This is a genomic window from Limisphaera sp. 4302-co, from assembly GCF_049537155.1.
Classification (GTDB): Bacteria; Verrucomicrobiota; Verrucomicrobiia; order Limisphaerales; family Limisphaeraceae; genus Limisphaera.
This window is the reverse complement of record NZ_JBMVQZ010000017.1, coordinates 61,649-73,827: the sequence shown is the minus strand read 5'-3', so window position 1 is coordinate 73,827 and position 12,179 is coordinate 61,649. Positions and strand designations below refer to the sequence as shown.

The window sequence follows — 12,179 nt, the reverse complement described above, 5'->3', positions numbered from 1 at the left end:
CGCACAAGGGCCAATCTCCCTTCTTTCGCTGGATTTTTGTGGCAATGGGATCATAGTGACGGCGGTATGAAGCTGGTTCTGTCTACGCACAACCTGAAGCTGACCGAGGCGATCGAAAACCACCTCGTGAGCAAGCTGGAAAAACTGGGCCGCCTGCTCCAACGCGCCGTCGACGCCCGCGTGATTCTGGAACGCGATCACGCGCGCGCGGCGGAACAGCAGTTCATCTGCTCCATTCGTCTCGGCGTGCGGGGACCGGACCTGTACGCGGAGGATTGCGAAAATGATCTTTACGCCGCCATTGACAAGGTGGTGAAAAAGCTGGAGCAGCAGGCGCGCAAGCTCCACAACAAGCAAAAGGCGCGCAAGCACAAGCAAGCAGCCGCGTCCAAACGCCGCCGGCAGGAGGCCGCGGCCTGAACCCGCGAACGCCCCGGTTGCGGGCCTCCCCGGCCGGGGCGCTCCCAGCCGTACGGTGCCGGTGCGCCCGGCAAAAACGGGTGCCGACAGGAACCCTTGCTTCAGGCGTCGCAGATGTGCGCCCGTGCCGGGAGGCGGTCTCCCAGCAGCAAGGACCCCATGCACGCATCCCAAGCTCTCTCCACCGGGTTCGCCCGCAGAGGCAAGTCCACCGTCGCCAGCAGTCCGGAAAGACCGGCCTTCATCCTCCGGGCGGCATGGGTCCTGCCCGTCGTCCGGCCGCCGATCCGGGACGGGGCGGTGTGGATTCAGGGCGACCGAATTCGTGCCGTGGGGCCGGCTCGCGATCTCCGGCCCGACCCGTCCGTGCCCGTCCGGGACCTTGGCGATGCCCTGATCCTGCCGGGCTGGGTCAATGCACATTGTCACCTCGATTACACCGACATGGCCGGCCGGATCCCCCCGCGCCGATCCTTCACGGATTGGATCAAGCTCATCACCCTGGCCAAGGCCGGGTGGTCGCTCGAGGATTTCCGGCGTTCATGGTTGAACGGCGCTGCCATGCTCCTGCGCACCGGCACCACAACGGTCGCCGACGTGGAGGCGGTGCCCGAGTTGTTGCCCGACTGTTGGAACCGCACGCCCTTGAGGGTCTTTTCCTTCCTGGAGATGACCGGCATCCGGGCCCGCCGGGAGCCCGCCCAGATCCTCGCCGAGGCCCTGGACAGGATCGAACAATGGCAGCATCCGCGCTGTCGCGCCGGTCTCTCGCCGCACGCGCCTTACTCCACCCGAGCCGAGTTGTTGCGGCAGTCGGCCGAAGCCGCGCGGCAACGGGGCCTCCTGCTCACGACCCACGTCGCCGAGTCCGGGGAAGAGTTCGCCATGTTCGTCCACGCCTCCGGGCCCATGTACGACTGGCTCCGCCGCAATGATCGGGACATGCAGGATTGCGGCGGGGTCACGCCCGTCCAACACCTCCACCGGGCCGGTTACCTCGGTCCGAACCTGCTGGCGGTGCACGCAAATTATCTCGGCCGCGGCGACGCCGCCCTCCTGGCCCGTCACAAGGTCACGGTGGTGCACTGCCCGCGAAGCCATCGCTACTTCCAACATCAGCCCTTCCCCTGGCGCCGGTTGATCGAGGCCGGTGTGCGCATTTGCGTGGGGACCGACAGCCTGGCAACCGTGCCAACCGGGCGGAACCCACCGGAGCTGAGCCTGTTCGACGAAATCCACGAGTTGCGGCGCACGCAGCCCTGGCTGGGACCGGTCCGACTCCTGCGCATGGTCACGCTTCACCCGGCCCACGCCCTGGGCTTGAAGGGCCGGGCCGGGGAGCTGAGTCCCGGCGCGTTTGCCGACCTGATGGTGATCCGCACCGAAAAGCTTCGCTCGGCACGGGCGGCCTACGAGGCGATCATCTCCCACCGGGGACCGGTTGAGGCTGTCTACATCGGCGGCGAACCGGTGTGGCCGCCACGCTCACCCGCTCCTTTCACTCCCCAGCCCGGTCCGCACCCATGAACCCACCCTGGGACGATCCCCTTGCGGAGGCGCTCGAACAACAGCGCCAAGCCGGCCTGCTGCGCTGCTTGACAGCGGTGGCCGCAGCAGACGCCCGAACCCTCCAGTTGGAAGGACGGTTCCTCGTCAACTTCGGTTCCAACGACTATCTCGGGTTGGCGCGGCACCCTGCACTTCAGGAGGCGGCGCTCCGCGCAATACGCGACTGGGGCACGGGCAGCACCGCTTCCCGCCTGATCTGTGGGTCGCTCGCCCTCCATCATGAGCTGGAGGAATGTCTGGCCGCCTTCAAAGGCACCGAGGCCGCGTTGACTTTCGCCACCGGCCACGCCGCCGCCATGGGCACCATTCCCGCCCTGGTCGGCAAGGACGACTTCATCCTCCTGGACCGGCTGGCACATGCCTGTCTGGTGGACGCCGCCCGTGCCTCCGGCGCCCACGTCCGCGTCTTTCGGCACAACGATGCCGCAGACCTCGAGCGCCTCCTGCGATGGGCCGACCACCAACGCACCGCCGCCGCAGTCGGACCGCGCCGGCCGCGGATCCTGATCGTCACCGAGTCCGTCTTCAGCATGGACGGTGACCGCGCGCCCCTGCGCGAGATCGTGGACCTCAAAGATCGCCACGGCGCATGGTTGTTCGTGGACGAGGCACACGCCACCGGCCTGATCGGCCCCGGGGGCAGCGGCTGCATCGCCGAAGCAGGTCTCACCGCGCGGGTGGAAATCCACATGGGAACCCTCGGCAAGGCCCTCGGCAGTGCGGGGGGATTCATCGCAGGTTCCCGACGGTTGATCGAATGGCTGGTTCAACGGGCGCGCACGTTCATGTTCAGCACCGCCCCGCCTCCGGCCCAAGTCGCAGCCGCCCGAGCCGCAGTCGAACTGGTCCAGGGAAACGAAGGGCAACAGCTTCGAGACCGTCTTTGGCAGAATGTTCGGAGCGCAGCTGCCATCCTGGCCGAACGGGGCGTGGTCCCCGCTGCCACAGCCCGGGCGCCGGCCAGCGCAATCCTCCCGTGGGTCGTGGGCGACAACGAGACGGCCCTGGCCTGCGCGGCAGCGGCGCGCCAGGCCGGTCTGTTCATCCCCGCCGTTCGATACCCGGCCGTCGGCCGCAAGGCCGCCCGACTGCGCATCACCGTCAGCGCCGCCCACGAACCCCGGGACATCGAGCGGCTCCGCACACTGGTGATGGATCTGCAACAACGGTTCGGCTTCTCCAACAGCCGCGGTTCCACATAAAACCCGCCCCGGCCATGCACCCGCTGGCGCGACTCGATCACCGCTACGTCTGGCACCCTTTCACGCAAATGCGCGATTGGCTGCGGCAGGAACCCATCATCATCGTCTCCGGCCGCGGATCGCGCCTGTACGACGTCCACGGTCGGGAGTTCCTCGACGCCAACAGCTCCATCTGGACCAACCTCCACGGACACAACCATCCCCGACTCAATGCCGCTCTGACCCGCCAACTGCGCAAGATCGCCCACAGCTCCGCCCTCGGCCTGGCCAACGAACCGGCCGCACGCCTGGCCGCCGAGCTGGTCCGTGCCGCCCGCACGCCCCGCGCCTCAGGGCCAGCCCTGACCAAGGTCTTCTATTCCGACGACGGCTCCACCGCGCTCGAAGTGGCCCTGAAACTCGCCTACGAATTCACCCGCCGCACCCGCGGCCCCGGATCCCGGCCGCGTTTCCTCTCCCTGGAGGGTGCCTACCACGGCGACACACTCGGCGCGGTGGCCCTGGGCCACATCCCGCTCTTCCACCGCACCTGGCGCAAGCTGCTGTTCCCCACCGATACCGTCATGGCGCCATACTGCTACCGCTGCCCGTTCAACCGCGCCCGACCTGAACGCGCCGACGCCCGCACCTACCGCCAGTGCCGGTGGGAATGCGTGGACGCGGTGGCCGGGCGCCTCGAACAACAGAAAAAACGCCGCGGTGAACCCTACGCAGCGTTCGTGCTCGAACCCCTTATCCAGGGCGCCGCAGGCATGATCCCCCAACCAGCGGGTTGGCTGGCCCGCGTCAGCGAACTGGCGCGCGCTCAAGGCGTGCTGTTGATCGCCGACGAAGTCATGACAGGTTTCGGCCGCACCGGCCTGCCGGAGCCACGGCGTCTCTCCGCCTCACACGCGCCCCTGTTCGCCTGCCAGCACGAAAAGGTCCGACCCGACTTTCTCTGCCTGGCCAAAGGGCTCACGGGCGGTTACCTGCCCCTGGCCGCCACCCTCACCACGCGCGCGGTTTTCGACGCCTTCCTCGGCCGGTACGACGAATTCAAAACGTTCTTCCACGGCCACAGTTACACCGCCAACCAACTCGGCACCGCCACTGCATTGGAAAACCTCAAGCTGTTGCAATCCCGCGGCTCCTTCAGGGCACGGATCCGACTCCAGGAGTGCTTGGCCCGGGAGCTGGCCGCACTCTGGGCCGTCCCCCAGGTCGGGGACATCCGACAGGTGGGCCTCGTCGCGGGTGTGGAACTGGTCCGCGACTGGACCACACGCGAACCCTTCGACCTGCGCGAGCAGGCCGGCATCCGGGTTTGCCAGGCCATGGCCCGGCGGGGCGTCCTCACGCGGCCCATCGGCAACGTCGTCGTGCTGATGCCACCCTATTGCACACGGCCCCGCGAAGTCCGGCAGATCATCCACACCCTCGCCGAGGCATGCGAAGAGGTCTTCGGCAAGACCCCGCCGCGTGGAAGATCGGGTACCCGGCGCCGTGCCCGACCGTAACCCCCCCGCGCCGAAGCAGGTCCCCGCACGGCTGTTCCCAAGCGGACGTCGGCTCGCTCGGTCCAACCGGTGTAAACCCATCCCCGGAGGCCCCATGAAGGCCCTTCTCTCCAAGCCCTCCTCTCCGAAATCGGCTCCACAACCTGCGCGACGTCCGGCCCCGGAAACGAGGAACGTCGTGTGAAGCACGAAGTCTTTCAAAAGGCGGGCCGGGATCGGGCAACAGCGCCGGTCCCGACGAGCACACGGCCCGGGGCACTCGTCTCTGGCGAGGCACCCAAGCCAGCGCTGGCAGATACGCCATCGGAACGCAGGCACCGGCCCCAAAACACCGACCCTTTCCCACCGGTCTCCGCAAGGTCGGGCAACGTCAGGAAAGCCAGCAGGAATCAACTGAACCGGATGGCGACCCCGGACGGCGACCCTCACCGTGTCGGACGACGCCCGCGCACACTCCACCACAGGGCCGCACCACACAGAAAGGCCGCCAACATCACCCAGGTGGATCCCCCTTCGGGAACCCGAACGAAGCGCTCACCGATCCTAGGCACCGGGCGCCCCCAAGACCCCAACGGCGCCGGCGCGATCTCGCGAGTGACCACCACAAAACGCACCAGCGGCTGCCCCAACTCCCCGTCTGCATCCATGACCAGCCCGAAATTCCACCCATGAGACCAAAACGTCCGAAAATACTCCAACAACCCGTGTTCCCTCAGGGAGTACCGCACCAGAACCGGCCGGCCGGTTTCGCCAGACCCGGACAGGATGCGGTTCAGCAGACCCACACGGGTCGTCCAGGACAGCTCGGGGCCTCGCGCTCGCTGCGACGGATCGACGGTTCCCCAATCGTAACGGCGCAACCGCCCCCGCGGCGGCATTGCCTCGTCGCGCACCCCGTTTTCAGGGTTCTCGGCCGTGTCCAGCAGCTGAACGCGCAACCGAACCGCCCCCGCCGGGACACCCGCCGGTTGCGGCACTGCCACAAGCAGTATCGCGTCCTCCAGTTCCTCGGTGGGACCGGGCGAGAAGCCACGCACGCCCCACGTGAAATAATGACGCTCCGTCAAATAAAAGGGTTCGTTCGGGTCGGACACCCCGTCGCTGACGCGCAAAACATGCTCCGCACCGCTCGCGGACCCTGCGGGCCACAAGGTCCCGAGCAGCACCCACATTGCCAGAATCCATATCCACCGGATCCCCACTCGGCTGCTCATACGGTCCAGCGAAGCGTCCGCCCAAACCCATCGGCGGCCGCCCTCCTGCCCGCTCCTATATCGGCAGACCCTGCCTCAGGTAAACTGGAAACTCTCCGCCGACCGACAATCAGACCGGCGGCGAGCCTGCCCGCCGCGTCGAATGCCGAAGAAAGACGCCAGCCGTACACCCCGCAGACTTTGGAAGGGGAAGAAGGGAGAGTTCGCTGCGTCCCCCCGCAGAGCGCCACCCCGGCGGGATGTCCGGAGTGGCGCTGCGGGAGCGGAGTGGACGGCAAACTCAAGCCGAACGACGTCGCCCGGCCCAGGCTGCCGTGCCGACCCCAAAAGCCATCAACCATACCGTGCTGCCTCCGTCCGGAACATGGCGCGCCCCCGTGGTGAGCGTGAACAACACGCCATCGTTCCAGTAGTGACAGTCCGGATCGAACGCCAACCCAAAATCGTTCCCATTCGCAATGTACGCCTCCAGCTCATCAAGCATACCCAAAGCCCCGAACGAATAAACCAAGGTCACCTCGTCCCCACCCGGGCCGCCATCGTGGTCCGTGTAAGTGCCGATGTGCACCTTCGCCGTCCACGCCAGACCCGATATGTTGTCGGTGCCATTGTCGGCGTCGGCATAACGACGCAACCGGCCGGCCGGCGGATTGCCCTGGTCCCACCGCCCGTTGTACGGGTTCTCCGCAGTGTCCAGCAGATACAGGCGGAGCCAGTTCTGGCCGTTTTCAGCCGCAGTCCAATTGTTGACGTTGCGGATCGTCAAAACCGCCTCCGTGATGGTTTCGCCCTCTGGGAGGGCGAAGTTCTTGAACCCCCACGTGTACCAGTAGTTGTGGTCCAAGTCCCAGACATCGTCCGGGTCCCCGTTCTTGTCATTCGGCACGAACGTGAACTCCGTGGCTATGGCAGCCACCACGCCCGCCATCAGCGCAACCAAAATCAAGTGTCGGTTCAATTGACAGTCCCTCCGGCTACTCCGCGTGCACAAAAAAAATAGCTGGTTCCAGGCCAAACATGAAAAGGAATGGTCGCTTCGAATACATCGAACTGCGGTCCAGCAACTTGCAACTTTGGTCGGAAAACCGGCAGCACAATGACATTTGACAGGCTGTTAACCAAACCGACACTATAACGTTAATTGCAGAAGGAGAGTGTCAGTCGAAGTTTACACTTTTCAAGCCTCCTTCCAGTGGCCAGCCGCTCAAAGGTCGCTTTTCGACCCCATCGTAACGACCGGGGAAGTAAAACGCTGAGGGTCACCTGTGCTCGACGAGACACCACCGGAAGCTTGGGCTGGTGCTGGAAACACCGGGCCTGTCCCCGACCCCGCCACCGTCCAGCTACCGCACCCTTCAGCCCGTTTTCACCGACCCCGTGAATCCCCGCCCGGAGCCAAGCCCACCCGGGAGGACGACCAGCACCGGCCATGCTCCGGCACCGCCCGGCTCCCCGACACGAAAAACGCCAACCCCAACGTGTCAAAAAGCTCACTTTTTTGAACCGCGCTGCACCGGACGTTCCGCACAAAAAACTCCTTGTGGGTCCTTTGCAGTCCGTCTAAAACGCCCACATGGAAAACACTCAACCAACTTCTACCCGACCGATCACACGCAGGACCTTCATCTTCCTCAGTTCGGTGGCCGCCGGCGGACTGGCTTTCAGCGGCTGTGTACGCCCCCGGCCACGCCGCATCTCGCCCAACGAGAAGCTCAACATCGGCGTCGTGGGCGCCGCCGGCAAGGGCGCCAGCGACACCGATCATTGCGCCAGCGAGAACATCGTGGCCCTGTGCGACGTGGACGAGGCGCACGCCGCCAGCCAGATCAAGAAGTATCCCAAGGCCCGCTTCTACCGCGACTGGCGGAAAATGCTCGAGCAGGAGAAATCGCTCGATGCGGTGATCATTTCCACGCCCGACCACATGCATGGCATTGTGGCCGCCACCGCCATTCGCATGGGCAAGCACGTCTACTGCCAGAAGCCACTGACGCAGACGGTGTACGAGGCGCGCCTGCTCCGGAAACTGGCGCGCCAGTACCGCGTGGTCACCCAGATGGGCAACCAGGGCAGCGCCGAGGACGGACTGCGCCGGGCCGTCGAATGCATCCAAGCCGGTCTGATCGGCCAGGTCCGGGAGGTCCACGTCTGGAGCAACCGGCCGATCTGGCCGCAGGGGATGGGCCGGCCGTCGGGTGAGGATCCTGTTCCACCTACATTGGACTGGGACCTGTGGCTGGGCCGGGCCCCGTGGCGTCCCTACAAGAAGGATGTGTACCATCCCTTCAACTGGCGCGGCTGGCTCGACTTCGGCACCGGCGCACTGGGTGACATGGCCTGCCACACGGCCAACATGCCGTTCCGGGCGTTGAAGCTGGGTTACCCAACCGAGGTCGAGGCCTGGTCTTCCGGAATGAACAAGGAAAGCTATCCGCTCAAATCCCGCATCCGGTTCCAGTTCCCGGCACGGGAGGGGATGGCCCCGGTGACGTTCTGGTGGTACGACGGCGGCAACCCGCTCAAGGACAACCCGTACCGGCACGACGGCAGCAACAAGCCGCCGCGTGAGGTCACCGCGGACGTCGAGGCCATGATGGGCACCGTGCCCGGTAGTGGATGCGTCCTGATCGGTGACAAGGGAGTCCTCTTCTCCCCCGATGACTACGGCGCCCGCTTCTTCGTCAAGCTCAAGGGCGACAAGGAAATGGTGGACGGCCAGCGGCACGAGGCCGTCAAGGCCATCCCGCAAACCATCGAACGCAATCCGTTCGACGGAGATGCCGACCGGCGCCAGCACCTCGAATGGATCGCCGCCTGCAAGGGCAACGGAAAGTGCTATTCCGACTTCGACATCGCAGCCTATCTGACCGAGATCATCCTGCTGGGTTGCGTGGCCCTTCAGGTGGGCAGGCGGCTGGAATGGGACGGCCCCAACATGCGCGCCAAAAACGCGCCGGAAGCCGACCAGTACATCAAGCGCACCTACCGGAAGGGTTGGGAAATCTAACCCGGCCCGCGCGCGGCTGTCGCCCGCGGTCGGTTTCCGCGGGACGGCAGCGCCACTGCCAACACGGAATCGCCCGGTCGGGCGGCGCGCCACTCCTCATGCCGCGGAGTTCAGCGCCGCCCTTACCATTTCCGGGAAGACCACCGAAACGTCCCCTTCCACCCGCACGCTCACCTCGGGCAATCCATCGTGCTCGGTCGGCCCGCGGTTCACGATCCCATAGGGCACGCCGCGCCGCGCGGCCGTCAGGGGAACCTCGGCGGCTGGATAAACCGTGAGAGAAGAACCGAGCGCAACCACGGCGTCGCATTCCCGGGCCCCTTCAAAGGCCCGTTCCAAGTCCCCCGGACGCAACGGCTGACCGAAGCTGATGGTCGCCGGCTTCAGCCACCCGCCGCAGGGACAACGCGGCGGCTGGCGGGTCTGCCGGAATTCCTCGAAAACCGGATCCGGCTCGAACCGTTTCCCGCACCCGATGCATTCGATCCAGCGGTTCGTTCCATGCAGTTCCACCAGCCGATCCGGAGATGTGCCGGCCAACTGATGCAGCCCGTCAATGTTCTGTGTCACCACCAGCAGCACCTTGCCCGCCCGTTCCAAATCCACCACCGCCCGATGAGCGGCGTTGGGTTGTGCATCCCGGAAAGCCGTCCACCCTTCCAACTTGTACTCCCAATGCGCCACGCGTCCCTCGTGCGAGGAAAGGAATTCCTGCCAGGTCACCGGACGGCGCCTTGTCCAAACGCCGCCCGGACCTCGAAAATCCGGGATGCCGCTGGCGGTGGAAATTCCCGCACCGGTGAAGATCAGCACCCGGTTCGCCTCCCGCAAAATGCGCACCAGCGCCTCCTGTTCCGTGTCCATGCCCCAGCCGATAGCGCGGCCCGGCCGTGTGCACAACTTCGAACGTCGGCCCGGAGTATCTTCTGCCCGCAGGTGGCTCCCTCCCGCAAGAGCCGCCCTTTCGCCCCCCGCCGCGCCGTTGCGAACCGCCGGAAAGTGGTCCCTCCGGCCGCCCCGTGCGGAGGCCACACCCCACCCGGCCAGCCCGTTCCCACGGGACTCCCACCCGGCGAAGCAGAAGTCCGCCGCGCCGGGCGGCAGGATCGTTGCACGCCGGCAAAGTCGGAGCTGATCCATTCCCGCGCCCGCCCACGCTCAATCCGCGGCCGACCCCGGCCCGTGACGGGCGTCCCGAAGTTCCCAGGCTTCGAGCCGCCGGACCCTCACCGATCCGTCCCGACCCCACACTCGCCACTCCCTGGCGCCCGCCGGAGGAAAGACCAGCCCGGTCAGGGTCACCGTCCCGCCCGCGGCAAACACCTCCACCGAGGACGCATCGCACAACACGTGCAGGTCGAGCCGGCCGGTGCCGGCATCCCAAGGCGCTTCGAGCGGCCGCTCGAAGCCGGGGTGAAACCTCGGCGAACCTGATCGGCTCCGATCCAGCCGGAGCCGGCCTTCCCGCGGGTCGCACTCGATGCGGGTGGCCACACCCGGCGCCACAAAAAGTTCCATGCCAAACGGCGCGTCATCGCGAAACTCGAACTCTGCGACGATCTCCATCCGTGGTCCACGGAGACCGGACCGGGCAATCCGAACATTCGCACGGGTCGGATCGACATCGGCAAACGACAGCCGGGTCTGCCGCAGCCGTGCCAGCTCGCGGACGGGTCGCTGGGCCAGGCGCGGTCCATCGGACGTTTGCACCAGGGTCAACTCCCGCGGCACCGTCATGGTTCCCCGCCAGGGGGCAGTTGGCACGTCACCCGCGTATTCGAGGTTCACCATCCACCCTAGCAGAATCCGCCGGCCGTCCTCGGGCGGCAGATCGGACCAGGTCACCGCCGCGTAACAGTCGCGCCCGGAATCCACCCAGAGGGCCGGCTGGGTCGCAGATCGCGCCGGGGCATCGGCCAGCATGACATGGTCCACGTTGACATGGCCCCATCCACCCGAATGCCGGTCCACGATCTCCAACGCACCGGTTCGACCCCGCCAGGCCCGTACATCCCACGATCGCCACTCCAACTGTTCGCGATTCTTGCCGGTGGCCGTCCGCACCACGGCACCGTCCACCCACAGATTCACGCAGGTCCGCCCCGGATGTGCCCCGCCCCCGATGAGAAAATTCAGATAATCATGCGTGATGACGAACGGCGGCGATCGGAGGCTTCCCTGTGGTTCGTCGCCGCCGAGGTACGAATTGACCAGGCCGCTTCCCCGATGGCCCGTGACCGGCTGTTGCCGTTCCAAGGTCCCCCGGGCCGGCCTCGTTCCGAACGCCGTGCCGGAGACCGTCCATCCCGCGTAATCGTCACCCTCGAAATCCGCCAGCAGCCGGCCTGCCGGAACGATCTCCGCTTCGGGCTTCGGATGGGACTCGTCCAGCACGAAGCGCATCCCATCGAAGTGGCCCACAAAGTACTGGCAACCCGAGCCGCCGTTGGGCGCACCACCGCTGACGCTCACCACCAACACCCATCTCGATTGCCCCGACCACCCTTCCACCGGCAGCTCGAACAGATCCGGGCATTCCCAAACCCCTTCCACACAGCCGGCCGGGCCGAAATCGCTCAGGTGCGTCCAGTCCCGAAGGTTCGGCGAAGCGTAGAACCGGACCTGCCGACGGTGCGGCCATGCCACCACCATGATCCAGCGTCCACTCGGTGCGTGCCAGAAGACCTTGGGATCGCGAAAATCCGCCTCCCCGATGTCCAAAACCGGGTTGCCCTCGTACAGGTGCCAGGTGCGTCCCCGATCCGGGCTCCAGGCGATGTACTGCGCCTGACGCGGACGGTCGGTGAAATGGGCCGTGAAGATGGCCACCAAGGGCGTGACACCGTCGCGACCGAACCCGCTGGTATGGTGCCGGTCCACCACCGCGCTGCCGGAGAAGATCATGTAACGCGGTTGTTCAGGCAGCGCCACGGGTAGATGGGTCCAGTGCACCAGGTCCGGACTCACCGCATGCCCCCAGCTCATGTGCCCCCACCGGTCGCCGAACGGATTGTGCTGGTAAAACAGATGAAACTCGTCCTCGAGCCAGACCAGTCCGTTGGGATCGTTCATCCAATTCCGCTCCGGTGTGAAGTGGTAACCGGGCCGCCAGTACTCCGTGGCAGAGGCGCCGGTGGGCGTCCCTTGCGCCTGTCCCGCGCATCCCCCGCACACCGAGCCCAGGGCGAGCAACAGGCCGAGGAACGACATCGGGGGGATGATGGCCCCCCGCGCTGCCCGCTCTTCCCAAGCCAGGTCGGTCATGGTC

The 12,179-nt window shown here is 66.2% G+C and carries 9 protein-coding genes; 5 read left to right on the top strand and 4 right to left on the bottom strand.

Features of this window, described 5'->3' with window-relative positions; translation table 11 throughout:
* The first annotated feature begins 66 nt into the window (after positions 1-66).
* The 4 genes from hpf (at position 67) to bioA (ending at position 4,690) form a co-directional block, all read left to right on the top strand.
* The gene (gene hpf, locus ACPDIX_RS14150; protein ID WP_423432452.1) at positions 67-420 is read left to right on the top strand and encodes a ribosome hibernation-promoting factor, HPF/YfiA family; all 354 of its coding nucleotides are present in this window, start codon (positions 67-69) and stop codon (positions 418-420) included.
* Between the two features lie 159 nt (positions 421-579).
* Entirely contained in the window at positions 580-1,947 is a 1,368-nt protein-coding gene (locus ACPDIX_RS14145) for an amidohydrolase family protein (RefSeq protein WP_423432451.1), read from the top strand.
* Positions 1,944-3,191 carry an aminotransferase class I/II-fold pyridoxal phosphate-dependent enzyme gene (locus ACPDIX_RS14140; RefSeq protein ID WP_423432450.1) on the top strand — a complete coding sequence of 416 codons (1,248 nt, stop codon included), beginning with the start codon at positions 1,944-1,946 and terminating at the stop codon, positions 3,189-3,191. The genes ACPDIX_RS14145 and ACPDIX_RS14140 overlap by 4 nt, the downstream gene beginning before the upstream one ends.
* Before the next feature lie 14 nt (positions 3,192-3,205).
* Positions 3,206-4,690, top strand: coding sequence for an adenosylmethionine--8-amino-7-oxononanoate transaminase (gene bioA, locus ACPDIX_RS14135; protein ID WP_423432449.1), 1,485 nt, complete (start codon positions 3,206-3,208; stop codon positions 4,688-4,690).
* Between the two features lie 425 nt (positions 4,691-5,115).
* Here the strand turns inward: bioA and ACPDIX_RS14130 are convergent, their stop codons facing one another.
* Positions 5,116-5,904, bottom strand: coding sequence for a hypothetical protein (locus ACPDIX_RS14130; RefSeq protein WP_423432448.1), 789 nt, complete (start codon positions 5,902-5,904; stop codon positions 5,116-5,118).
* A gap of 280 nt (positions 5,905-6,184) precedes the next feature.
* Positions 6,185-6,850: a hypothetical protein gene (locus ACPDIX_RS14125; RefSeq protein WP_423432447.1), complete on the bottom strand. Its 666-nt coding sequence runs from the start codon at positions 6,848-6,850 to the stop codon at positions 6,185-6,187.
* Between the two features lie 627 nt (positions 6,851-7,477).
* Here ACPDIX_RS14125 and ACPDIX_RS14120 point away from each other — a divergent pair.
* Positions 7,478-8,911, top strand: a complete 1,434-nt coding sequence (locus tag ACPDIX_RS14120; protein ID WP_423432446.1) for a Gfo/Idh/MocA family protein — start codon at positions 7,478-7,480, stop codon at positions 8,909-8,911.
* A 96-nt stretch (positions 8,912-9,007) separates the two neighbouring features.
* On the opposite strand, the gene ACPDIX_RS14115 is transcribed toward ACPDIX_RS14120, so the two are convergent.
* The gene (locus ACPDIX_RS14115) at positions 9,008-9,775 is read right to left on the bottom strand and encodes an SIR2 family NAD-dependent protein deacylase (RefSeq protein ID WP_423432445.1); all 768 of its coding nucleotides are present in this window, start codon (positions 9,773-9,775) and stop codon (positions 9,008-9,010) included.
* 294 nt (positions 9,776-10,069) lie between these two features.
* The gene (locus tag ACPDIX_RS14110; protein WP_423432444.1) at positions 10,070-12,175 is read right to left on the bottom strand and encodes a glycoside hydrolase family 32 protein; all 2,106 of its coding nucleotides are present in this window, start codon (positions 12,173-12,175) and stop codon (positions 10,070-10,072) included.
* Positions 12,176-12,179 lie beyond the last annotated feature (4 nt).

Bases quoted from the DNA above. Each gene is read 5' to 3' on its own strand.
- hpf (WP_423432452.1), top strand. From the start codon at position 67: ATGAAGCTGGTTCTGTCTACGCACAACCTGAAGCTGACCGAGGCGATC.
- ACPDIX_RS14145 (WP_423432451.1), top strand. From the start codon at position 580: ATGCACGCATCCCAAGCTCTCTCCACCGGGTTCGCCCGCAGAGGCAAG.
- ACPDIX_RS14140 (WP_423432450.1), top strand. From the start codon at position 1,944: ATGAACCCACCCTGGGACGATCCCCTTGCGGAGGCGCTCGAACAACAG.
- bioA (WP_423432449.1), top strand. From the start codon at position 3,206: ATGCACCCGCTGGCGCGACTCGATCACCGCTACGTCTGGCACCCTTTC.
- ACPDIX_RS14130 (WP_423432448.1), bottom strand. From the start codon at position 5,904: ATGAGCAGCCGAGTGGGGATCCGGTGGATATGGATTCTGGCAATGTGG.
- ACPDIX_RS14120 (WP_423432446.1), top strand. From the start codon at position 7,478: ATGGAAAACACTCAACCAACTTCTACCCGACCGATCACACGCAGGACC.
- ACPDIX_RS14115 (WP_423432445.1), bottom strand. From the start codon at position 9,775: ATGGACACGGAACAGGAGGCGCTGGTGCGCATTTTGCGGGAGGCGAAC.
- ACPDIX_RS14110 (WP_423432444.1), bottom strand. From the start codon at position 12,175: ATGACCGACCTGGCTTGGGAAGAGCGGGCAGCGCGGGGGGCCATCATC.